The organism is Curtobacterium sp. MCPF17_001 (assembly GCF_003234615.1).
Taxonomy (GTDB): Bacteria; Actinomycetota; Actinomycetes; order Actinomycetales; family Microbacteriaceae; genus Curtobacterium.
Genome location: NZ_QKSL01000007.1, coordinates 139834 through 160970, shown reverse-complemented (window position 1 = coordinate 160970; position 21137 = coordinate 139834). Strand labels below are relative to the sequence as shown.

21 protein-coding genes and 3 tRNA genes are annotated in these 21137 nt (G+C 72.4%); 18 read left to right on the top strand and 6 right to left on the bottom strand.

Annotation, left to right across the window (positions count from 1 at the left end):
• Nucleotides 1–49: 49 nt before the first annotated feature.
• Nucleotides 50–1072: an o-succinylbenzoate synthase gene (locus tag DEJ24_RS08905; RefSeq protein ID WP_258374624.1), complete on the bottom strand. Its 1023-nt coding sequence runs from the start codon at nt 1070–1072 to the stop codon at nt 50–52.
• A 148-nt stretch (nt 1073–1220) separates the two neighbouring features.
• Between DEJ24_RS08905 and DEJ24_RS08900 the strand changes: the two genes are divergently transcribed.
• From DEJ24_RS08900 to DEJ24_RS08885, 4 genes are all read left to right on the top strand, one after another.
• The gene (locus DEJ24_RS08900) at nt 1221–1598 is read left to right on the top strand and encodes a hypothetical protein (protein WP_111237751.1); all 378 of its coding nucleotides are present in this window, start codon (nt 1221–1223) and stop codon (nt 1596–1598) included.
• 50 nt (nt 1599–1648) lie between these two features.
• Nucleotides 1649–2578 (top strand): 1,4-dihydroxy-2-naphthoyl-CoA synthase, encoded by a 930-nt coding sequence (locus DEJ24_RS08895; RefSeq protein WP_111078307.1) that lies wholly within the window; start codon nt 1649–1651, stop codon nt 2576–2578.
• Complete coding sequence (locus DEJ24_RS08890; RefSeq protein ID WP_111078306.1) at nt 2578–3714, top strand: AMP-binding protein; 1137 nt, start codon at nt 2578–2580, stop codon at nt 3712–3714. Before DEJ24_RS08895 ends, DEJ24_RS08890 begins: the two co-directional genes overlap by 1 nt.
• Before the next feature lie 71 nt (nt 3715–3785).
• Nucleotides 3786–4790, top strand: a complete 1005-nt coding sequence (locus tag DEJ24_RS08885) for a 1,4-dihydroxy-2-naphthoate polyprenyltransferase (RefSeq protein WP_111078305.1) — start codon at nt 3786–3788, stop codon at nt 4788–4790.
• A gap of 62 nt (nt 4791–4852) precedes the next feature.
• On the opposite strand, the gene DEJ24_RS08880 is transcribed toward DEJ24_RS08885, so the two are convergent.
• Nucleotides 4853–5149, bottom strand: a complete 297-nt coding sequence (locus tag DEJ24_RS08880; protein ID WP_111078304.1) for a DUF4229 domain-containing protein — start codon at nt 5147–5149, stop codon at nt 4853–4855.
• Between the two features lie 82 nt (nt 5150–5231).
• Between DEJ24_RS08880 and DEJ24_RS08875 the strand changes: the two genes are divergently transcribed.
• On the top strand, nt 5232–5603 hold the full coding sequence (locus DEJ24_RS08875) for a PLDc N-terminal domain-containing protein (protein WP_111078303.1): 372 nt from the start codon (nt 5232–5234) through the stop codon (nt 5601–5603).
• Nucleotides 5518–7407: a 2-succinyl-5-enolpyruvyl-6-hydroxy-3-cyclohexene-1-carboxylic-acid synthase gene (gene menD, locus DEJ24_RS08870; protein WP_111078302.1), complete on the top strand. Its 1890-nt coding sequence runs from the start codon at nt 5518–5520 to the stop codon at nt 7405–7407. The genes DEJ24_RS08875 and menD overlap by 86 nt, the downstream gene beginning before the upstream one ends.
• A gap of 40 nt (nt 7408–7447) precedes the next feature.
• Here the strand turns inward: menD and DEJ24_RS08865 are convergent, their stop codons facing one another.
• A complete protein-coding gene (locus DEJ24_RS08865) occupies nt 7448–8707 on the bottom strand; it encodes an isochorismate synthase MenF (protein ID WP_111078301.1) in 1260 nt (419 codons plus the stop codon).
• A 91-nt stretch (nt 8708–8798) separates the two neighbouring features.
• On the opposite strand from DEJ24_RS08865, the gene DEJ24_RS08860 reads away from it, so the two are divergent.
• From DEJ24_RS08860 to DEJ24_RS08845, 4 genes are read left to right on the top strand one after another with little or no spacing between them, the layout of a single operon-like run.
• Nucleotides 8799–9587, top strand: coding sequence for a demethylmenaquinone methyltransferase (locus DEJ24_RS08860; protein WP_111078300.1), 789 nt, complete (start codon nt 8799–8801; stop codon nt 9585–9587).
• 48 nt (nt 9588–9635) lie between these two features.
• Entirely contained in the window at nt 9636–10712 is a 1077-nt protein-coding gene (locus DEJ24_RS08855) for a polyprenyl synthetase family protein (RefSeq protein ID WP_111078299.1), read from the top strand.
• Between the two features lie 25 nt (nt 10713–10737).
• The gene (locus DEJ24_RS08850; RefSeq protein ID WP_111078298.1) at nt 10738–12114 is read left to right on the top strand and encodes an FAD-dependent oxidoreductase; all 1377 of its coding nucleotides are present in this window, start codon (nt 10738–10740) and stop codon (nt 12112–12114) included.
• 19 nt (nt 12115–12133) lie between these two features.
• Nucleotides 12134–13312, top strand: a complete 1179-nt coding sequence (locus DEJ24_RS08845) for a heparan-alpha-glucosaminide N-acetyltransferase domain-containing protein (RefSeq protein WP_111078297.1) — start codon at nt 12134–12136, stop codon at nt 13310–13312.
• 45 nt (nt 13313–13357) lie between these two features.
• Here DEJ24_RS08845 and cls read toward each other — a convergent pair whose 3' ends face one another.
• Together cls and DEJ24_RS08835 are read right to left on the bottom strand one after the other, a co-directional pair.
• Nucleotides 13358–14818, bottom strand: a complete 1461-nt coding sequence (gene cls, locus DEJ24_RS08840) for a cardiolipin synthase (protein ID WP_111078296.1) — start codon at nt 14816–14818, stop codon at nt 13358–13360.
• Nucleotides 14819–14852: 34 nt separating this feature from the next.
• Nucleotides 14853–15341: a YajQ family cyclic di-GMP-binding protein gene (locus DEJ24_RS08835; protein ID WP_110902629.1), complete on the bottom strand. Its 489-nt coding sequence runs from the start codon at nt 15339–15341 to the stop codon at nt 14853–14855.
• A gap of 160 nt (nt 15342–15501) precedes the next feature.
• Between DEJ24_RS08835 and DEJ24_RS08830 the strand changes: the two genes are divergently transcribed.
• From DEJ24_RS08830 to DEJ24_RS08810, 5 genes are all read left to right on the top strand, one after another.
• Nucleotides 15502–15584: transfer RNA gene (locus DEJ24_RS08830), tRNA-Tyr, on the top strand.
• A gap of 128 nt (nt 15585–15712) precedes the next feature.
• Nucleotides 15713–16546, top strand: coding sequence for an inositol monophosphatase family protein (locus DEJ24_RS08825; protein WP_111078295.1), 834 nt, complete (start codon nt 15713–15715; stop codon nt 16544–16546).
• Between the two features lie 181 nt (nt 16547–16727).
• Nucleotides 16728–17945 (top strand): M23 family metallopeptidase, encoded by a 1218-nt coding sequence (locus DEJ24_RS08820; protein WP_111078294.1) that lies wholly within the window; start codon nt 16728–16730, stop codon nt 17943–17945.
• A 90-nt stretch (nt 17946–18035) separates the two neighbouring features.
• A tRNA-Thr gene (locus tag DEJ24_RS08815) sits at nt 18036–18107 on the top strand.
• A 45-nt stretch (nt 18108–18152) separates the two neighbouring features.
• Nucleotides 18153–18226: transfer RNA gene (locus DEJ24_RS08810), tRNA-Met, on the top strand.
• Nucleotides 18227–18696: 470 nt separating this feature from the next.
• On the opposite strand, the gene DEJ24_RS08805 is transcribed toward DEJ24_RS08810, so the two are convergent.
• On the bottom strand, nt 18697–19104 hold the full coding sequence (locus DEJ24_RS08805) for a hypothetical protein (protein WP_111078293.1): 408 nt from the start codon (nt 19102–19104) through the stop codon (nt 18697–18699).
• 110 nt (nt 19105–19214) lie between these two features.
• Between DEJ24_RS08805 and DEJ24_RS08800 the strand changes: the two genes are divergently transcribed.
• The 3 genes from DEJ24_RS08800 to DEJ24_RS08790 are packed head-to-tail and all read left to right on the top strand — an operon-like array spanning nt 19215 to nt 21117.
• Complete coding sequence (locus DEJ24_RS08800; RefSeq protein WP_111078292.1) at nt 19215–19664, top strand: MaoC family dehydratase N-terminal domain-containing protein; 450 nt, start codon at nt 19215–19217, stop codon at nt 19662–19664.
• The gene (locus DEJ24_RS08795) at nt 19661–20083 is read left to right on the top strand and encodes a MaoC/PaaZ C-terminal domain-containing protein (protein ID WP_111078291.1); all 423 of its coding nucleotides are present in this window, start codon (nt 19661–19663) and stop codon (nt 20081–20083) included. The genes DEJ24_RS08800 and DEJ24_RS08795 overlap by 4 nt, the downstream gene beginning before the upstream one ends.
• A 2-nt stretch (nt 20084–20085) precedes the next feature.
• Complete coding sequence (locus tag DEJ24_RS08790) at nt 20086–21117, top strand: UDP-N-acetylmuramate dehydrogenase (protein WP_111078290.1); 1032 nt, start codon at nt 20086–20088, stop codon at nt 21115–21117.
• Nucleotides 21118–21137 lie beyond the last annotated feature (20 nt).

Below are 21137 nucleotides of genomic sequence, written 5' to 3'. Positions count from 1 at the left end.
GGCCCGACACCAGCTGGTGTCGGGCCTCCCGTCCGTCCGTGCGGCGGGCCTACGGACGAGCCACGAGCAGCGCGTGCACGCGCCGGAGCCGCGCCAGCCACCACCCGGTCCGCTCGGGGGAGGCTGCCCACTGGTCGAGGAGGTCGGGATCCGGCTCGACCCGACGCACGGCGACGCGGCCCCCGACCGGCAGCAGCGGCTCGGCGGTGAGGTCTCCCGTGAACATCGCCGCGGTGCCCAGTCCGGCCGCGTAGCCGGGGGCCATCGCCCGCGACGCCAGGAACGCCCCCATGCCCAGGCCGACCGAGGTGTCGATCGCGCTGGAGACCACGCAGGGCAGTCCGGCCTCGGCCATCACGGCCTGCGCCGCGGTGATCCCGCCGAGGGGCTGCGCCTTGACGATCAGTACGTCCGCGGCGCCGGCACGGGCGACGGCGAGCGGGTCGGACGCCTTCCGGACGCTCTCGTCCGCGGCGATCCGGACTCCGAGACCGGCGACCCGGGTGCGCAGCGCGGCGAGGTCCGCGACGGCGGCGACGGGCTGCTCGGCGTACTGCAGTCGGAACGGTGCCAGCTGCTCGAGGGCGGTGGTCGCCTGGTCGAGGGACCACAGGCCGTTCGCGTCGATCCGCACGTCGGCGTCGTCGCCCATCACGCGGCGGACCGCGGCGACCCGGGCGACGTCGTCCTCGATCGTCGTGCCGGGTTCGGCGACCTTCACCTTCGCGGTGGTGCAGCCGGGGTAGCGACGGAGCAGGTCCGCGACGTCCGCGGCGGCGATCGCGGGCACCGTGGCGTTGACGGGGACGCTGTCGGCGCCGGGCTCGTGCCGGGTCCAACCGAAGTCGACCGCGGCGCGGAGCCAGGCGGCCGACTCGGTGTCGTCGTACTCGACGAAGGGGGAGAACTCGGTCCAGCCCTCGGGACCGCGGAACACGAGCGCCTCGCGGACGGTGATGCCGCGGAACCGGACCCGCATCGGCAGGGCGACGACCCGGGCGGTCGGAAGCAGGTCGCGGAGCTCGGGCACGTCGGCGGGGACGAACGGGTCCTGCGGGGTCACATCGGGCACCCGGCCATCTTCGCAGGGGCGTCCAGGGCGCCTCACGGTTCCTCCGAGGGGACCGCCAGGGCAGCGCACTAGCATCGCTGCGGTCGACCACCGGTCGGCGGTGCCGGTGCCGATCAGGATCGCCGGCCAGGACGGACGAGGAGGCTCGGTGGCGACGGACGAGTTCGCGCGACTGATGCGTCAGGGCACCGTCGACGTCACCCGGCAGCCTGCAGCTCGTCGTCGGAAGAACCCGATCACCGGCAAGATCGCCCTCGGCCTCGCGGTGGTCGCCGCCGCGGTGGACGCCAGCGCCTTCGCGGTGTTCGTGGGCGGTGACACGACCTTCGCGTTCGGCATCTGCTTCGTCGTGGTGTTCCTCACCCTGGTCGCCGCGGTCCTGGGCTTCATCGCCGCGGTCGGGTCGTTCGGCCGCTGGTACGGCGTCATCGGCGTGGTCCTGGCGTTCTTCGCCAACCCGGTGATCCTCATCGTCCTGCTCGTCATCGTCGCTCCCGAGATGCTCTCCGGCATGGGCGGCGACTAGACAGCCGGCACGCGACGGCCCGGGCAGGAGCCCAGCGGTAGGTTCGGAGCATGCCCTCTGCCGTCTCCGACCTGTTCGACCCCGACGTCTGGACCACCGCTCCGATCGCCGAGCGGTTCACCGACATCACGTACCACAAGCACGTCTCCGGCGGCATGGTGCGCGTCGCCTTCGACCGCCCCGAGGTGCGCAACGCCTTCCGCCCGCGGACCGTCGACGAGCTGTACCGCGCCCTCGACGACGCCCGCCAGGACCCGCGCGTCGGGGTCGTGCTGCTGACCGGCAACGGACCGAGCCCGAAGGACGGCGGGTGGGCGTTCTGCTCCGGGGGCGACCAGCGCATCCGGGGACGGAGCGGCTACCAGTACGTCGGCGACGAGGGTGCTCCGCCCGAGGGCGTCGATCCCGCTGCCGCGCAGGCCTCGATGGGCCGCTTGCACATCCTCGAGGTCCAGCGGCTGATCCGGATGATGCCGAAGGTCGTCATCGCGGTCGTGCCCGGGTGGGCCGCCGGCGGTGGACACTCCCTCCACGCGATCTGCGACCTGACGATCGCCAGCGCCGAGCACGGCAGGTTCAAGCAGACGGACGCCGACGTCGGGTCGTTCGACGGCGGCTACGGCAGCGCCTACTACGCGAAGCAGATCGGCCAGAAGCTCGCGCGCGAGGTCTTCTTCCTCGCCGAGGAGTACTCCGCCCAGCGTGCGTACGAGATGGGTGCCGTCAACAGGGTGGTGCCGCACGAGGACCTGGAGCGCGAGGCGATCCGCTGGGGCGACACGATCCTCGGCAAGTCCCCGACGGCGATCCGGATGCTCAAGTACGCCTTCAACGCGGTGGACGACGGCATGGTCGGCCAGCAGGTCTTCGCCGGTGAGGCCACACGCCTCGCCTACGGCACCGACGAGGCCGTCGAGGGCCGCGACTCGTTCCTCGAGAAGCGCTCGCCCGACTGGACCGCGTTCCCCTGGCACTACTGATGGCCCGTCCGCTCGTCGCGCTGGGTGCGTCCGACCCGATGGCGGTGCTGCGCGGACTGGAGGCGGCACTCGCCGGCGGCCCCGCGCTGGCCCCGGTCGCCGAGGGGGCTCCGGCGCTGCCGACACCGCCACCGGCCGCCGTCCCGCAGCGGGTCGCCCTGGTCGTCGAGACGAGCGGCTCCACCGGGACCGGCAAGCGTGTCGCCCTCTCCGCGGACGCGCTGCTCGCCGGGGCCGCTGCCGCGGACGCCGCCCTCGGCGGACCGGGCGTCTGGGTCCTCGCGCTGCCGACGCACTACATCGCCGGGCTCAACGTCCTGACGCGGTCGATCGCCGCGGGGACGACCCCCGTCGTGCTGCCGTCCGGGCACTTCGACGCGGGCGCGTTCACGGACGCGGCCGACCGGCTCGTGGTCGGACCCGCGGCACCTCGGCGGTACACGTCGCTGGTGCCGGTGCAGCTCGCCCGGGTCCTCGACGACCCGCGGGCGACGGCGGCGCTCGGCCGGTTCGACGCGGTCCTGGTGGGCGGTCAGGCGACGCCGACGGCCCTGCGGGAGCGTGCCCGTGCCGCCGGTATCCGCGTGGTGACGACCTACGGCGCGAGCGAGACCAGCGGCGGCTGTGTGTACGACGGTGCGCCGCTGGGCACGGTCCACGCCGAGCTCGTCGACGGGGAACTGCAGCTGACCGGTCCGATGCTCGCCGAGGGGTACCTCGACGACCCGGCGCGGACGGCAGCGACCTTCACCGAACGCGACGGGCACCGCTGGTACCGCACCGGTGACGCCGCGACGATCGTCGACGGTCGGGTCCGGGTCACCGGCCGTCTCGACGACGTCGTCATCTCCGGGGGCGAGAAGGTGCCGCTCGGCGCGGTCGAGCGGATCGTGCGGGAGCTCCCCGGGCAGCACGGTGCCGTCGTCACCAGGCGGACGTCGGGGGAGTGGGGCGAAGTGCCGGTCGTCGTGACCGAGCAGCCCGTCGACCTCCAGCTCGTCCGCTCCCGCGTCGGAGACACCCTCGGACGGGCGGCCCGACCGGTCGAGGTGATCCTCGTGGACCGGATGCCGATGCTGGCGTCCGGCAAACCCGACCGGCGCGCGGTGCGGACGCTGGCCGACCCGCGAGGCTGAACCGGGCCTCCCGGCCCTGACACCCACCCGGCGGCCGGTCCGCACGGGCGGCACGTCACTCGCCGGTACGATTGGCGGTCGTGGCACGAGCGAAGAACACGACACGTCCGAAGGGCCGGTCCGGCAACCCGGCGAAGGCCGCTGCCCCGCAGCGCACCGTCCGGCGGGCGACCGCACGCGACTGGATCGGCGGGGCGCGTCTGCGGACCCTGACCCTCGGCGTCGTGCCCGTGGTGCTCGGCACCGCAGTGGCCTACGTCGACAGCAAGGCGACCGGTGACTTCGGCGCCTTCCTCGGTACGGACGCACACCTGGCGATCGCCCTGCTCGCGCTCGCCGTCGCGCTGTTCCTGCAGATCGGTGTGAACTACAGCAACGACTACTCCGACGGGGTGCGCGGCACGGACGAGTTCCGCGTCGGCCCCGCCCGGCTGACCGGAGCGGGCCTCGCGAAGCCCCGCACCGTGCTCACCGTCGCGCTGACGTTCTTCGGGCTGGCCGCCGTCGCCGGCATCATCATCGTGGCGCTCACCCAGCTCTGGTGGCTCCTGCTCGTGGGCGCGGCCGCGATCGTCGCCGCCTGGTTCTACACCGGCGGCAAGAAGCCCTACGGGTACAACGCCCTGGGCGAGGTCTTCGTCTTCGTGTTCTTCGGACTCGTCGCGGTCCTCGGCACCCAGCACGTGCTGATCGGGCAGGCGACCCTCAGCGGGTGGGCAGCGGCCGTGGCTGCCGGCCTGTTCGCGTGCGCGGTGCTCATGGTGAACAACATCCGCGACATCGACGAGGACACCGCGGCTGGCAAGCGCACGCTCGCCGTCGTGGTCGGCGGGCCGGTGGCGCGGGTGCTCTTCGCGCTCTTCCTGCTGCTGCCCTACGTCGTGCTGGTCTGGTTCGTGCTGCTGTACTTCCGGTCCGGCTTCACGTACTTCTCGCTGCTGCTCGCGCTGCCGGCGCTGCTGATCGGGGTGACGTCGCGGAAGCCGCGCGAGCTCATCACGGCCCTGCAGCTGTCGTCGTTCTCGGCGCTGGCGTACGGCGTGGTGCTCGGCGTCACGCTCGCCGTCCAGCCGTAGCTGCGGGCGGGCGCCGTCCGACGGGAACCGTCGGCCGGGTGCTGTCGGCCGGTCGCTGTCGGTCAGGCCTCGTCGGGGTGCTTCCGGAGCGTGACGTCGGTGTCGGTCGCGTCGGCGGTGTCGACGAAATCGTCCTCGAAGTCGCTGTCCGCATCGCGCTCGGGACGGGCACGGCGCTCGGCGATGGTGGTCGTCACGGCGCCGCGCAACCCCGGGAGTGCGATGTACGAGACGAGCAGGCCGATGAGTGCCGCCCCGATCGCCGCCCAGTACCAGGGCAGCCCGATCACGAGCAGCACGACGAGTGCGACGACGAAGATGCCGAGCCGAGCCAGGGTGTAGACGAGCCACGCTTTCACCCTGCAAGTGTACGGACGCCGGTCTCCACGGCGACCGGACGAAGGCCAGGGCGGTCACAGCCTCCCGACCTAGACTTCGAGGATGGTCAGGTTGTGGCTCGTCATCGTCGTCGCCGCCGTGGCGTTCACGGTGTTCGCCCTGATCGACTGCGCCACCATGCCGCGGACCCGCGTCCGCTCCCTGCGCAAGGGCATCTGGGTCCTGTTGGTCGTCGTCCTGCCCGTCCTCGGCGGCGTGCTGTGGTTCCTGCTCGGCCGGACCCCCGCCGCGGGACAGCGAGGCAACGGTGGCGGTGGTGCCGGGTACCGTGGTCCCGAAGACGACCCTGACTTCCTCGGTGGCACGACGCCTCCCGGGCGGAAGAGCGATGACAAGGACCAGGACGACGCGACCCTCCGATCCCTCGAAGAACAGTTCCACGACGGCGACGACGACGGCCGCCCCGATCGCTGACGGCGCTGCCGCTGATGGCGCTGTCGCTGACGGCGCTGCCGCTGACGGCGCTGCCGCTGACGGGCAGCCGGGCTCGGGCAGTTCCGGCAGCCCCGCGACGGACTTCGCCCTCGCCTTCCTGCAGGAACTCGCCCGCGCCGGTGTGACCGACGTCGTGGTCAGTCCGGGGTCGCGGTCGCAGGCCCTGGCCCTCGCCGCGGTCGCCCTCGAGCGCGCCGGTGGCATCACGGTGCACGTGCGCCTCGACGAGCGGACCGCCGGGTTCTTCGCGCTCGGTCTGGCCGTCGAGTCCGGTCGCCCCGCCGCGGTCGTCACGACCTCGGGGACAGCGGTCGTGAACCTCCACCCCGCCGTGCTCGAGGCGCACCACTCGGGTGTGCCGATGATCGTCGTCTCCGCCGACCGCCCGGCCGAACTGCGCGGCATCGGCAGCAACCAGACCACCGTGCAGCCCGGGGTCTTCGGGCCGGCCGTGTCGTTCGTCCGCGACGTCCAGGCACCGAGCGCGCACGGTGTCGACGACGACGTCCGCGCCACCGTCCGCGGTCTGGTGCGCGAAGCCGTCGCCGCCGCTGCGGGGCACACCGGGCAACCCGGTCCGGTGCAGCTCGACCTCGCCTTCCGCGAGCCCCTCAGCGCCGGTCTCGACCGGGTCGACGGCGTGCCCGACGACCAGGTGGACCGCGCGTACGCGACCCGGCGGACGACCACCCCGCTGCCGGTCGCGGAGCTCGCCCCCGACGACGACCCCGCGACCGTGGTGATCGCCGGACACGACGCCGGCGCAGACGCCGAGCGGATCGCGTGGGAACTCGGTGCGCCGCTCCTGGCCGAGGTGTCGAGCGGTGCCCGGTTCGGCCGGAACCTGGCGGCCGCCTACCGCGAGTTGCTCCGGGACGACGACTTCGGCGGCCGGGTGCGGCGCGCGGTCGTCCTCGGCCACCCGACCCTCAGTCGCGAGGTCCCGGCGCTCCTGCAGCGCGCCGACGTCGAGACGGTCGTGGTCCGCGGTGCCGGAGCCGACGTGTACGACCCGGCACGGGCCTCCCGGCCGGACGCCGCGACGCAGGTCGTCTCGGACGTCCGCGTCACCGGGCGGACCGGGCCGGCGCACCGGGCGTGGGTCGGCCGCTGGGTCGCGGCGAGCCGCTCGCTGCTCGGCGAGGGCGACGCCGGACCGGACCTCGACGCGAAGCGGTCCGAGGACCGCGCCGAGCGGAACCGGTTCCTGAAGGACGAGGTCGCGCTCCGCCGTCGGCCCGTCGACCGTGCGATGCTCGCCGAGGCGGTGTGGGGTGCCACCTGGCCGCACGACCGTCTGGTGTTCGGTGCCTCGCAGATCATCCGGGTCGCGGACACGACCGTCGCGGGCAAGAAGATCCGCGTGCACGCCAACCGCGGGCTGGCGGGCATCGACGGCACGATCTCGACCGCCCTCGGCATCGCGACGGCGCTCGAGGCCGGGTCCGGCGCCGTCGGTACGACCCGGGTGGTGGTGGGGGACCTCACCTTCCTGCACGACCTCGGCGGACTCGTCACCGGGACCGAGGAGGCGCGCCCGCGGCTGCAGGTCGTCGTCGGCAACGACGGTGGCGGTGCGATCTTCCGCGGACTCGAGGTGGCGGCGACGACCGCACCCGAGGACATGCGGCGGATGATGACGACGCCGCAGCACGTCGACGTCGAACGCGTCGTGACCGGCCTCGGCTGGGAGTACCGCCGCGCCGAGACCTGGGGCGACCTGGAACGGGTCCTCACCGACCCCGCCGAGCGCGTGGTCATCGAGGTGCCGCTGGCCGATTGACCGGCGACGGCTCCGGCCGGTGCCGGTACCGGTGCCGCTGTCAGGCCAGGGCGTCGACGATCGGTCGGAACTTCAGCCGCGTCTCCGCGACCTCCCGAGCCGGCTCAGAGCCCGCGACGATCCCGGCGCCGGCCCACGCGCGGACCGTGCCGTCGTCCTCGATCTGTGCGCTGCGGAGTGCGAGCATCCACTCACCGTCCCCGGAGGCGCCGAGCCAGCCGACGGGACCGGCGTAGCGTCCGCGGTCCACACCCTCCAGCTCGGCGACGAGCCGCACCGCGACGTCGGTGGGGGTCCCGGCGACGGCCGCGGTCGGGTGCAGCACGTCGGCGACGTCGAGTGCGGTCACACCGGCGGGCAGGACGGCCTCGACGTCGCTGGCGAGGTGCCAGACGTTCGGCAGCTGCAGGCGGAACGGCTCGGGGTCCACCCGGAGGTCGGCTGCGATCGGCCGCAGCGAGGCGACCAGGCTCGAGATCGCGAACGCGTGCTCCTCGAGGTCCTTCGTGCTCGCGGCGAGGGTCTCGGCGGCGACCCGGTCGCTCTCGGCGTCCGTCCCCCGGGCGGCACTGCCGGCGAGGACCCGGGCGGTGAGGGTGCGTCCCTCGGTGCGGGCGAGTGTCTCCGGGGTCGCCCCGATGAGCCCGTCGACGGCGAAGGTCACGCACGTCGGGTAGGCGGCGGCCAGGTCGAGCAGCAGGGCACGGCGGTCGGCGCCGGGCGGCAGGGTGCCGACCAGGTCGCGGGCCAGGACGACCTTCTGCGCGCGTCCGGCCGTGATCGCGGTGACCGCGGCGGCGACCGACGCGGCGTAGGCGTCCTCGTCGACCGCACCGGGCCGGAGTGCGACGGAGACGTGCGGGCCGACGCGGGGGACCGGGACCGAGGTGCTCGTGAACGGCAGGGGAGCCGGGGCGTCGGTGGTGTCGACCGCGGTGATCCACGCCCGACCACGCCGCCGGCCGACCACGACCCGCGGCACGATGAGGACACTCGTCGCGCTCGAGTCGTCGGCGAACGCGAACGTCCCGAACGCCACCAGTCCGCTGCCACGGAGCCGCACCGGGTCGTCGACCACCGCGGCGGCGACGATCTGCCGCCACCGGGCGGAGGCGTCGCGCATCCGGGTCGGGCCGGAGAACTCGAAGCGCATGGCCTCGCCGATCCCGACGATCCCGTCACCGCCCCGCACGAAGGCCAACGGCGCTCCGGCGAGGGTGTGGCGGAGCACGGCGCCCGGGTCGTCGAGGATGCGGGTCGAGACCGTGAGCGGCCGGACCGCTGTGGTGGGACGGGTCACGGACCGATGTTACGCGTCAGGGCGCGCCCGGGGTGTCGCGCTCCTGCACGCCTACCGGGAAGCGTCGGGCCGCGGCCTCTAGGATGACCGGGTGAGCAGAGCGGACATGCAGAAGCGGCCGGACGAAGTGGCGGCCATGTTCGACGACGTCGCAGCGAAGTACGACCTGACCAACGACATCCTGTCGGCGGGCAACGCACCGCTGTGGCGCGTCGCGACGGTCAAGGCCGTCGACCCCCAGCCGGGCGAGCGTGTGCTCGACCTCGCTGCCGGCACCGGGACCAGTTCCGCGGCCCTGGCGAAGAAGGGCGCGGAGGTCACCGCCCTCGACCTGTCGTCCGGCATGATCGCGGTCGGCCGCGAACGCCACCCCGAGATCACCTTCGTCGAGGGCGACGCCGAGCACCTGCCCTTCTCGGACGAGTCGTTCGACGCGGTCACGATCTCGTTCGGACTGCGCAACGTCAACGACCCGATGCAGGCCCTGACCGAGATGCTGCGGGTCCTCAAGCCCGGCGGTCGTCTGGTCATCTGCGAGTTCTCCACGCCGCCGTTCGCCGCACTGCGCTTCGGCTACAACACGTACCTCAAGCGCGTCCTGCCGGGCATCGCCAGGCTCTCGAGCAGCAACCCGGCCGCCTACCGCTACCTCGCCGAGTCCATCGAGGCCTGGCCGGACCAGCAGGTCCTCAGCCAGTGGCTCCGCGGCGTCGGCTTCACGATGGTCGCGCACCGCAACCTGACCGCCGGCATCGTCGCCCTGCACCGCGGTCGCAAGCCCGTCGAGGGCAGCGTGCGCGAGTCCGCCGCCCGCCGTGCGAAGGCACGCCGCGAGCACCAGCCCACGGGTGAGCAGCCCCGCGTGGAGCCCGAGGCCTAGGCCCGCGGCCCAGGTCCCCACCGCCACCCCGCGAGTACGGAGCAGCAGTTGAACCCGAGTGTCCCGGTCGCCCGACGCGCACCGAGTCTCCGAGCGTCCCTGGGCATCGGCGAGCGTCTGTTCGCCACCCCGGCCGACCGTCGTTTCATCGCCGCCGTCGACGACGGGCTCGAACACGTCGAGCAGGGGCTCGAGGACGCCATGCGCTCCGCCGACACCCTGGCCGACACCACCAGCCGGTACCTGCTCGCCGCGGGTGGCAAGCGCATCCGTCCGACCCTGACGCTGCTCATCGCGCAGCTCGGCGACGGCGTGACCGACCACGTGGTCAAGGCCGCGGTCAGCGTCGAGATGACGCACCTGGCGTCGCTGTACCACGACGACGTGATGGACGAGGCGCCGGTTCGCCGCGGTGTCCCGGCCGCCCACGTCACCTACGGCAACAACCTCGCGATCCTCACGGGGGACCTGCTCTTCGCCCGTGCCTCGCTCATCACCGCGGACCTGGGGCCCGAGGGCATCCGGATGCAGGCGGAGACCTTCCAGCGCCTCTGCATGGGCCAGCTCCACGAGACGACCGGCCCGCAGCCGGAGGACGACCCGGTCGAGCACTACATCCAGGTGCTCAGCGACAAGACCGGGTCCCTCATCGCGACCGCCGCCCGCGCCGGCGTCTTGTTCTCCGGCGCCGACCGGTCCCTGCTCGAGGCCGTCGGCACCTTCGGTGAGAAGGTCGGCGTCGCCTTCCAGCTCGTCGACGACGTCATCGACCTGGCACCGGCGAAGGACAAGACCGGCAAGATCGCCGGCAACGACCTCCGTGCCGGCGTGGACACGCTGCCCCTGCTGCAGCTCCGTCGTCGTGCCGCCACCGACGAGGGTGCCGCGGCCCTCCTCGCCCGCATCGAGCGCAACGTCCGGGACGCACCCGACGACGCCGTCCACTCGGACGCGTACCAGAGCGCCGTCGCCGAGCTCCGCGCGCACGATGCGACCCTGGCGACCCGTGCCCTCGCCGCGAGCTGGGCCGACGAAGCGGTCGCCGCCCTGGCGCCCCTGCCGGACGGCACCGTCAAACGAGCCCTCACCCGGTTCGCGGAGACGGTCGTCGACCGCAGCCGCTGACCCGAACGAAACTGGAGACCGATCAGTGCCCACCCTCCGACTCGCCATCGTCGGCGCCGGTCCGGCCGGCATCTACGCCGCGGACATCCTCCTGCGGGAGGCGCGCGGCTTCGACGTCTCGATCGACCTGTTCGAGCAGCTCCCGGCCCCGTACGGTCTGGTGCGCTACGGCGTCGCGCCCGACCACCCCCGCATCAAGGGGATCATCAACGCCCTCCGCGACGTCCTGGACCGCGGCGACATCCGGATCTTCGGCAACGTCCGCTTCGGCGAGGACATCACGCTCGAGGACCTGAAGCGTCACTACAACGCGGTCGTCTTCTCGACCGGCGCGATCAAGGACGCCGACCTGGACATCCCCGGCATCGACCTCGACGGGTCCTACGGCGCCGCCGACTTCGTCAGCTGGTTCGACGGGCACCCCGACGTCCCCCGCACCTGGCCGCTCACGGCCGAGAGCGTCGCGGTCATCGGCAACGGCAACGTCGCGCTCGACGTGTCCCGCATCCTGGCGAAGCACGCCGACGACCTGCTGCCGACCGAGATCCCGGCCAACGTGTACGAGGGCCTCAAGGCTTCGCCGGTCACCGACGTCCACGTCTTCGGACGTCGTGGACCGGCGCAGGTGAAGTTCACGCCGCTGGAGCTGCGTGAACTCGGCGAACTGCGCGACGTCGACATGGTCGTGTACGACGAGGACTTCGACCACGACGAGGCCTCGAAGCTCGCGATCGCGACGAACAAGCAGGTCACCGTCATCGACCGCGTGCTGCAGCAGTGGCGCACGCGCGAGGTCGGCACCGCCAGCCGTCGCCTGCACCTGCACTTCTACGCCAAGCCGCTCGAACTGCTCGGCGACGACGACGGTGCGCTCCGCGCCATCCGGTACGAGCGCACCCGTCCGGACGGCCAGGGCGGCGTCGAGGGAACGGGCGAGATCCGCGAGATCCCGATCCAGGCCCTCTACCGCGCGGTCGGTTACGTCGGGTCACCCCTGCCCGGCGTGCCGTTCGACGAGCGCTACGGGGTCATCCCGAACCACGAGGGTCAGGTCCTCGACACCGACGGCAACCGCCTCCCGGGCGTCTACGCCACCGGGTGGATCAAGCGCGGACCGGTCGGCCTGATCGGGCACACCAAGTCCGACGCGATGGAGACCGTGCAGCACGTGGTCACCGACCAGGGCACCTGGTGGAGCCCGGAGGACCCCTCGGAAGAGGCGATCCCGGCACTGCTCCGCGAACGCGGCGTCGACTTCACCGACCTGGACGGGTGGCATGCCCTCGACCAGCACGAGATCGCACTCGGCGAGCCCGAGGGCCGTGCGCGCGTCAAGGTCGTGCCCCGCGACGAGATGATCGACGTCTCGCTGCGCCGCTCCCGCGCCGACTCGCAAGCCTGAGCGCCTCGCAGGTCCGAGCATGACGACGCTGCGCCCGGTACCCCGACGTGGGGTGCCGGGCGTTGCGTCGTCCGGCCGGCTCGTCGGGGTCGACGTGGCCCGGTCCCTCGCCCTCTTCGGGATGATGGCCGCGCACGTCGGTGACGTCGCCGAGAACGTCGACTGGGCGGACCCGACGAGCTTCGGCGCCGTCGTGAACGGCCGGTCCGCCGCGCTCTTCGCGGTGCTCGCCGGGGTGTCGATCGGACTCGTCAGCGGCCGGGACCGACCGCCCGGGCCGCCCGACATCGGTCGGGTCCGGGCCCGCCTGGCACTCCGCGCGGTCGTGGTGGTCGTCGTCGGGCTGCTGCTGATGGCCCTGCAGACGCCGGTCTACGTGGTGCTGCCCACCTACGGCGCCCTGTTCCTGTTGGCCCTGCCCGTGCTCCGCTGGCGGCCGTGGGCACTGTTCCTGCTCGCCGTGGCCTGCGCGGTCGCAGCGGCACCGGTCGCGCTGGCGATCCTGCCGCTCTACGCCGAGGCGGGCATGTTCGGCGTCCAGCTCGGGCTGGTCTACCCCGTCGTCACCTTCGCCGCGTACGTGCTGGTCGGGCTCGCCGTCGCGCGGTCCCGACCCGGGTCCACACCGCCGGCTCCCGGGCGACACGCCGGCGGCGCCTGGGTTGTGCTGGTGGGGGGAGGCTCGATGCGGCAGGTCCTGCTCCTCGTGTCCGGCATCGTGGTCGCGGCCGCTGCGTACGTCGTCGGGAACGCCGCTGCGCCGATCCCGTTCGACACGACGTACGCCTTCCCCGGCGTGCCGTTCGTGCCGTCCGGCTCCGACGCCGGTCAGACGTTCGCGCAGGTGTTCCTCTCACCGCGTGACCATTCGTCGTCGATCGTGGACGTGGCCGGCACCGCTGCCGTCGCCGTCGCCGTGATCGCCCTGTGCCGGCTGCTCGTCGACGGACACGGGCCGCTCGTCACCCGGATCGCGTTCCCCCTGGCGGCGGTGGGGTCGATGCCGCTGACCGTCTACGCGCTGCACCTGGTCGTCATCGCCCTGTGGCCCGACATGCCGCAGGGACCCTCCACCTGGTGGGGGTTCGTGGTCGGCGCGGTGCTGTTCGCGATGGTGTGGCGACGGTTCCTCGGACGCGGGCCGCTCGAACGACTGACCGCGAGGATCGCCGCGGCGGTGCCCGCGCCCACCACCTGACCCGTGGCGACGGGGCGAGCGTGGGGCGGGCCTCCCGGCCGACCGCTACTGCAACGCTGCCGTCAACCGCGCCACGTTGTCGAACACCCGCGACCGACGCGGTCGGGTGAGCCACTCGTCGAGCGTCAGCTCGCGGCTGGCGGCGCGGTAGTCGTCCTGGACGTCCCGCAGCGCGTCCACGAAGGACTTCCCGCGCACCATCACCGAGATCTCGAGGTTCAGGGTGAACGAGCGCATGTCCATGTTGCTCGACCCGATCACCGCGACGTCGTCGTCGATCGTGAAGTGCTTGGCGTGCAGCACGGTCGGCGCACGGTACAGCCAGATCCGCACGCCCGCCCGGAGCAGCCCCTCGTAGTAGGAGCGCTGGGCGTGCCACGTCATCGCGTGGTCGCCGATCTCGCCGACGAACAGCTCGACCTCGACCCCGCGCTGCGCGGTCGTCGTGATCGCGTAGAGCATCGAGTCGTCGGGAACGAAGTACGGCGACGTGATCGACACCCGCTTCTGCGCCGAGTACAGCAGGGCGTTGAACAGCCGCAGGTTGTTCTCACCGTCGAAGCCCGGCCCGGACGGCACGACCTGGCAGTCCAGGGAGTCCTGCCGGTCCGCCCGGTGCACGGGGTCGCTCTCGCGGAGCAGCAGCTCGTCGGTCTCGCTGTACCAGTCGGTGACGAACAGGGCGTTGATGCCCGCGACGACGGGGCCCTCGAACCGGGCGAACAGGTCGCGCCACCGCAGCCCGCGCTCGATGTTGGCCTTGGTGTCGTACGAACGGTCGATGAGGTTCTGCGACCCCGTGAACGCCACCGACCCGTCGACCACCAGGATCTTCCGGTGGTTCCGGAGGTCCGGACGCTGGAACTTCCCCTCCAGCGGCAGCAGCGGCAGCATCAGGTGCCACTCGATGCCCGCCGCGTCGAGGAACGCCAGGGTGTCCTTGAAGTACGGGTAGCTCTTGCTCGCCCAGTGGTCCATGAGGAACCGGACCGTCACGCCACGTGCCTGCGCACGTGCCAGCGACTCGAAGAACGGCCGTGTGGTGTCGTCGAGGGACGCGATGTAGAACTCCACGTGCACGAACCGGCGCGCGGCGTCGACGGCGTGCGTCATCTCCGCGAAGGCGTCGTCGTAGTGGGGGTACAGCTCGGCCTGGTTGCCGCCGACCAGCGGCATCGACCCGAGCTGCCGGTTCAACTTCGTGATGCTCTCGAGCCACGTCGGCCACGGGTGGTCGCGGCGCACCCGCTCGATGCCCTCGGTCTGCTCGAGGATGTAACGGTTGATCTCGGTCTGCTTCTCGCGGCGGGCCCGGGGGAGCTTCGTGGACCCGAGCAGGAGGAACAGGACGAACCCGATGTAGGGGATGAGGAAGATCGCCAGCAACCAGCCCGTCGCCGTCTGCGGCTTCCGGTTGATCGGGACGATGACGAGTGAGAAGGCGCGGATCGCCAGGTCCAACAGGACCAGGACGATGATCAGCGCAACGACGAGCCAGTGCTCCACGGTGTCGGGCCTGTCTCTGCGCGGGGGAGCGCGGTCAGCGGAAGTTGATGAACTGCAGGGGGACGTCGAACTCCTGGCCCTTGAGCAGCTGGATGGTCTGTTGCAGGTCGTCGCGGCTCTTCGAGGAGACGCGCAGCTCGTCGCCCTGCACCTGGCTCTTCACGGTCTTCGGCGCCTCGGCACGGATCACCGCACCGATCTTCTTCGCGATGTCCTGCTCGATGCCGTTCTTGAACTTCACCTCGATGCGGAACTCCTTGCCCGAGGGGAACGGCTCGCCGGCGTCCAGGCTCTTCAGGCTGATGCCGCGCTTGATTGCCTTCGTCTGCAGCACGTCGAGGACGGCCAGGGCACGCTCCTCGGTCGAGGCCTTGATGAGGACGTCCTCGCCACTGAACGCGACGGACGCACCGACACCCTTGAAGTCGTACCGCTGCTCGATCTCCTTCGCCGCCTGGTTGAGGGCGTTCTCCGCCTCCATCTTGTCGACCTTGCTGACCACGTCGAAGGAGCTGTCTGCCATACCGGCCAGCCTATCGGGCGCCACGCCGCCCCGTACCGGAGGCCCGACCCGGCCCGGTGCGAGGACCTCCCGTCCGGCCGTGGTCGCGACCACCTCCGAACATCGGCTATGCTCTTCACCGCGCCTTCGGTCGGTGACGACACGGGCCGGGTGCGCACATGGCGAGTTACCCAAGCGGCCAAAGGGATCTGACTGTAAATCAGCCGGCGTATGCCTCCGGGGGTTCGAATCCCTCACTCGCCACGTGTCAGCCGCAGTCCTCTGTCGGCTCGTCGGAATGGCCCCGTCTCCGGACGGGGCCATTCGCGTTGCTGCCGGTGCTCCCGCGGAGCCGGGGCTGCGGCAGAGCTGCGGTGGGGCAGGATCGGGGTATGTCGAACCCCTCGGTCGTGTCCGCTGCTCCTGATGCCCTCGCCGACCTGGCGGAGGCGATCGCCCGCGAAGCCGCCACGCTCGCCGCGCAGCGCCGCGCCGAAGGGGTCGAGGTCGCGGACCGCAAGTCGAGCATCGCGGACGTCGTGACCGCTGCCGACCGCGAGGTCGAGGCGCTGATCCGCCGACGCATCGTCGAAGCACGCCCCGACGACGCCTTCTTCGGCGAGGAGTCCGGCGCCGCCTCCGGCACCTCCGGCCTCACCTGGGTGGTCGACCCCATCGACGGCACCGTCAACTACCTCTACGGCAGCCCCGTCTACGCGGTGAGCATCGGCGTCGTCCGCGGCGTGCCCGACCCGGCGATGTGGGAGCCCGTCGCCGGTGTCGTCATCGCCCCGGCCACCGGGCAGGTGTACCGCGCGGTCGCCGGGGGAGCGGCGAGCCTGGACGGGCGGCCGATCGCGGTCGCCACGCCGGAGTCCCTGGCCGAGACGCTCGTCGCCACGGGCTTCGGCTACACGGCCGAGCGTCGGTGGGAGCAGGCGGCCGTCCTCGCCGGACTCATCACCGAGGTGCGGGACGTGCGCCGCGCCGGAGCAGCCGCGCTGGACTGCTGCGCCGTGGCGTCCGGCACGGTCGACGCCTACTACGAGCGGGGCATCAACCCGTGGGACATGGCAGCCGGTTCGATCGTGGCGGCCGCTGCCGGGGCGGACGTCCGAACGTGGGAGGTCGGCGACACGCGGTCCTTCCTCTTCGCCGCGCCGAGCATCGTCGAGGACCTCGCCACCCTCGTCCGCACGCTCGAGGACGACGTCCTGGGGTCCTGAGTCCGGCCACGCGCTGACGCTCCCGCGGACGTCCCCGTGCTCGACACCCGCTCTGGGGGGCGTGCACAGGCGTGCAGGCGACTGGCGAGGACCGGGGTCCTTTGCTAGCGTTCATGAGTCCCGTTACCTGCTCGTTACCGACGAGCGCCCGTGCCTCGAACTCAGGATCATCACCGAACGCATGCTCGACTCCTCGCAGACGCCCACGACCATCGACCGCACCGCCCCCGGGGCGGTGCCGTCCGTGCACCTGACGAGACGAGCTCGGATCGAAGCCGAACGTGCCGCCGCGAAGACGTCCCGCCGTCGGTCCGCCGTGGACCGCTCGGCTGCCGGGACCTCCCGTGACGCGGCTCGTCCGGCGCCCGTCGGCTCCGGCCCCGCGACGCCGCCGGCCCCCTCGTCGCCGGTCCTCCCCGCCTCGAGCGCCGCACCGCTGACGCCGCCGGCACCGTCGTCGCCGGTCGTCGCGCCGCTCGCCGAGACCACTCCGGCGCCGGCTGCCACTCGTCCCGCCGCTGCACGACGGGCCCCTTCGACGAAGCGGGCCACACGCACCGCGACCCCGAAGGCCGCCCGCGCCGCCGCCCCGACCGTTCCGATGATCGCCGACGGCCCTCGGGTGGACCGTGCCACGCGGCACATCGCGCGCACCGTTCCCGCTCCCGGTCGTGCGACCCGGGCCTCCGGGGCGTCCTTCCGTCGGACGGCGTCCCGCGTCACGGTCGTCGGCGCGCTGCTCTTCACCGCTGGTCTCGTGGTCTCGACCTCGCTGCCGGCACAGGCCCTCTACGTCCCACAGCCGGGCGCCGCGACCGTCCGTGCCTCGGTGCAGGACGCGCAGTCGCTGTCCGTCGGTGACGCCGTCGAGGGTCCCGTGGACCGCGACGCGTACACCGTGTCCGAAGCACAGCGGAGCGTCACCCCGGCCGCCGGTACGGCGACCGATTCCTCGACGTTCACGAATGACGCGAACGGCACGATCCAGTGGCCGTTCCCGGTCGGCGTGCCGATCTCCTCGGGCTTCGGTGGACGGCAGGTCGCCGGGTGCTCGTTCTGCTCGACGTTCCACCAGGGCGTCGACTTCGCCCCCGGCGCCGGCACCGCGATCGGAGCCGTGGCCGACGGGACCGTCATCAAGGTGCAGGCGAACGACGGCGGCTTCGGCAACGACGTCTGGATCGAGCACGACGTCGACGGCAAGCAGTTCGTCAGCGTCTACGGGCACATGCTCGACAACTCGTTCCAGGTCGTGCAGGGCGAGCAGGTGAAGGTCGGCCAGACCCTCGGCCTGGTCGGCAGCACTGGCAACTCGACCGGCCCGCACCTGCACCTCGAGATCCGCATCGACGGCGTCCCGGTGGACCCGCTGGCGTGGCTCCAGGCCAACGCGAACTAGCCCGCACGGACGGCACGCCCGGGCGTCACGGTCGGTTCCGGACCACCGTCGCGGGTCTGCTATCCTCGTGTGGTGCCGCTCGCGGTACTCGCCCCGATAGCTCAGTGGTAGAGCACTTCCATGGTAAGGAAGGGGTCGTCAGTTCAATCCTGACTCGGGGCTCTGACTCGCAGTGTCGTCACTTCGCGGTGATCACTGCGGATCCATGGCGGGGTAGCTCAGTTGGTTAGAGCACACGGCTCATAATCGTGGTGTCGCGGGTTCAAGTCCCGCCCTCGCTACCGTGCTGGTCGAACAGTTTCGCCAGCGGGAACGACGTGAAGACGGCAAGGCCCGGCGCATCAGCGCCGGGCCTTCGTCGTTCCCGGCCGGTCCTGCGGGGTCGGTCGCTCCCCGAACACCCGTCCCGCGCCTCCCGTCCGGCCGCTGTCTGCTGAGCCGACGCCGAACCCGGGCCGGCGCCGGGGGCGACCGGGACCGGCGCCGGGGAACGACCGTAACCGGGACGCGAAACCGACAGGTACGCGCCGTCCGGCCCCGCACATCTGTCGCTCTTGCGCCCGCGTCCGCGTGCGCGTCTGGGCGGCGCCGCCACCGGCCATCGGCGGGGAGCCCGGCCACGGTCGGGTGGGATCGGGGCGCCAAACCGACAGATCTGCCCCGGACGACCGCGCACATCTGTCGCTTTCGCGTCTGCGCACAGCGCCGAGCGGCTCCGTACGGCTCGGCGCGGCTCGAGGCGCGGCTCGCCTCAGCGCAGCGAGGTGCCCGGCACGTCGACGCGGTCCGTCCGGTGCAGCAGGACCCCTCCGCCGTGCAGGGTCGTCTCGACGAGGGCCGTGACGTGGTGCCAGGCCTCCCGACGCCGCTTCGCGCCGATCATGCCGCCCGCGACGGCGGCTCCGTGGCCCGCGTGGCGCAGCGTGAGCACCGCGTGGCCCGGCGTCGCGGACAGGGCGACCTCGTACCGCCGGTACTGCCGTGCGGGACGGACGAACGCGCCGAACAACGCCGTCGCGATCCGGTCGCCGGCGACGACGACGAGGCGTCCGCTCTCGGTGACGACGTGGTGCCCGTGCGCGCGCAGGGCGGCGTCGACCAGTTCCACCGCGGTGCACCGGTGGTGTTCGAGCACCGTGTACTCGGTCGTCGTCTCCATCGCCACTCCCCGCGGGCCCGCTCGGTCGTCCCCCGACCAACGCCTCGTCAGCCTAACCGATGCAAACTCATGTATGTCCGGGCGTCCGAGGGCCTCGGTAGACTGCTGCGGTGTCAGTGAACCCCGAGCTCGTCGGCAGGACGTTCCCGCCGGCCCCGCCGTACCTGGTCGGTCGCGAGAAGGTGCGCGAGTTCTCCCGCGCCGTGTTCGCGACGAACCCGATCCACTCCGACCCCGCGGCCGCCCGAGCCGCCGGGCACGCCGACGTCGTCGCACCGGCGACCTTCGCGGTCGTCGTGCAGGAAGCCACGCTCGCGCAGCTCCTCGCCGAGCCGGACGCCGGCATCGACTTCTCCCGCGTCGTGCACGGCGAGCAGCGGTTCGCCTACGCGCGCCCGATCGTCGCCGGTGACGAGCTGATCGCCACCCTGGCCGTGACGAGCGTCAAGACCCTCGGCGGCAACGCGATGGTCACCGCCGAGTCGACGGTCGTCGACGCCGACGGTGAGCACGTCGTCACCGCCACGTCCACCCTCGTCGTCCGAGGAGATGACGCATGACCGACACCGCCTCCGACCTGCAGGTCGGCACCGTCGTCGCGGAGCGACAGGTGCACCTCACGCGCGACTCGCTCGTCCGGTACGCCGGCGCCTCCGGCGACTTCAACCCGATCCACTACCGAGACGACGTCGCCGCGTCGGTCGGCCTGCCCGGTGTCCTGGCGCACGGCATGCTCACGATGGGTCTGGCTGTCCAGCCGGTCGCCGAGTGGCTCGGCGACCGCGGCTGGGTCGCATCGTACGGCGTCCGCTTCACCCGTCCCGTCGTCGTCGACCCGATCGACGGGGCCGACGTCGGTGTCGTCGCCAAGGTCGGCACACTCGACGAGCAGGGCCGACCGCTGCGCATCGACCTCACCGTGACCGCCGCCGGGCAGACCGTGCTCGGCAAGGCACAGGTCACGGTGGCGTTCCACTGACCGTGACGGACACGACGCTCGCCGAGCTCACCACCCTCCGCGTCGGCGGCCCGGCCGGCCGCCTCCTGGTCGCGGACACGACCGACGACCTCGTCGCCCACGTCGTCGAGGCGTGGTCGGACGAGGACGACTGGCTGGTCCTCGGCGGCGGCAGCAACCTGCTGGTCGCCGACCAGGGCTTCCCCGGCACCGTCGTCGTGGTCCGCACCCGCGGGGTCAGCGCCGAGTCCGACGACGACGGGGTCACCGTCCGCGTCGCGGCGGGAGAGCCGTGGGACGCGTTCATCGCGACGACCGTCGAGCGCGGGTGGACCGGCCTGGAGGCCCTCAGCGGCATCCCGGGCACGGTCGGCGCCGCCCCCGTGCAGAACATCGGCGCCTACGGGGTCGAGCTGTCCGACGTGCTCACCGCGGTCGACTTCCTGGACGCCGAGACCGGGGAGCGTTCCTGGGTCCCTGCGTCCGAGCTGGCGCTCGGCTACCGCACGAGCACGTTGAAGCACGGGCGCCGCGGCGTCGTCCTGACGGTCGAGTTCCGGCTCGGCACGGCGACCGACGACGGCGTGCCCGTGCGGTACGCCCAGCTCGCCGGGTCCCTGGGCGTCGAGCTCGGCACCCGCGTCGCCCCCGCCGAGGTCCGCGCCGAGGTGTTGCGGCTCCGCGGGTCGAAGGGCATGGTGCTCGACGACGCCGACCCGGACACCTGGAGCGCCGGGTCCTTCTTCACCAACCCGATCGTGTCGGCCGGGTTCGCCGAGACGATGCCCGCCGACGCACCGCGCTGGCCGGCCGGCGACGACGTGAAGCTCAGCGCAGCGTGGCTCATCGAGCACGCCGGGATCCACCGTGGGTACGGCGTGCCGGGGTCACGAGCGGCGATCTCCTCGAAGCACACCCTGGCGCTGACGAACCGTGGGGGAGCGACGGCCGCCCAGGTCGCCGAGCTCGCGCGGTACGTGCAGCTGACCGTGGCGAACCGCTTCGGGGTGACGCTCGTCCCGGAGCCGGTCGTGGTCGGCGACCTGTCCGGCTGACGTCCGGCGCGCCGAGGTCG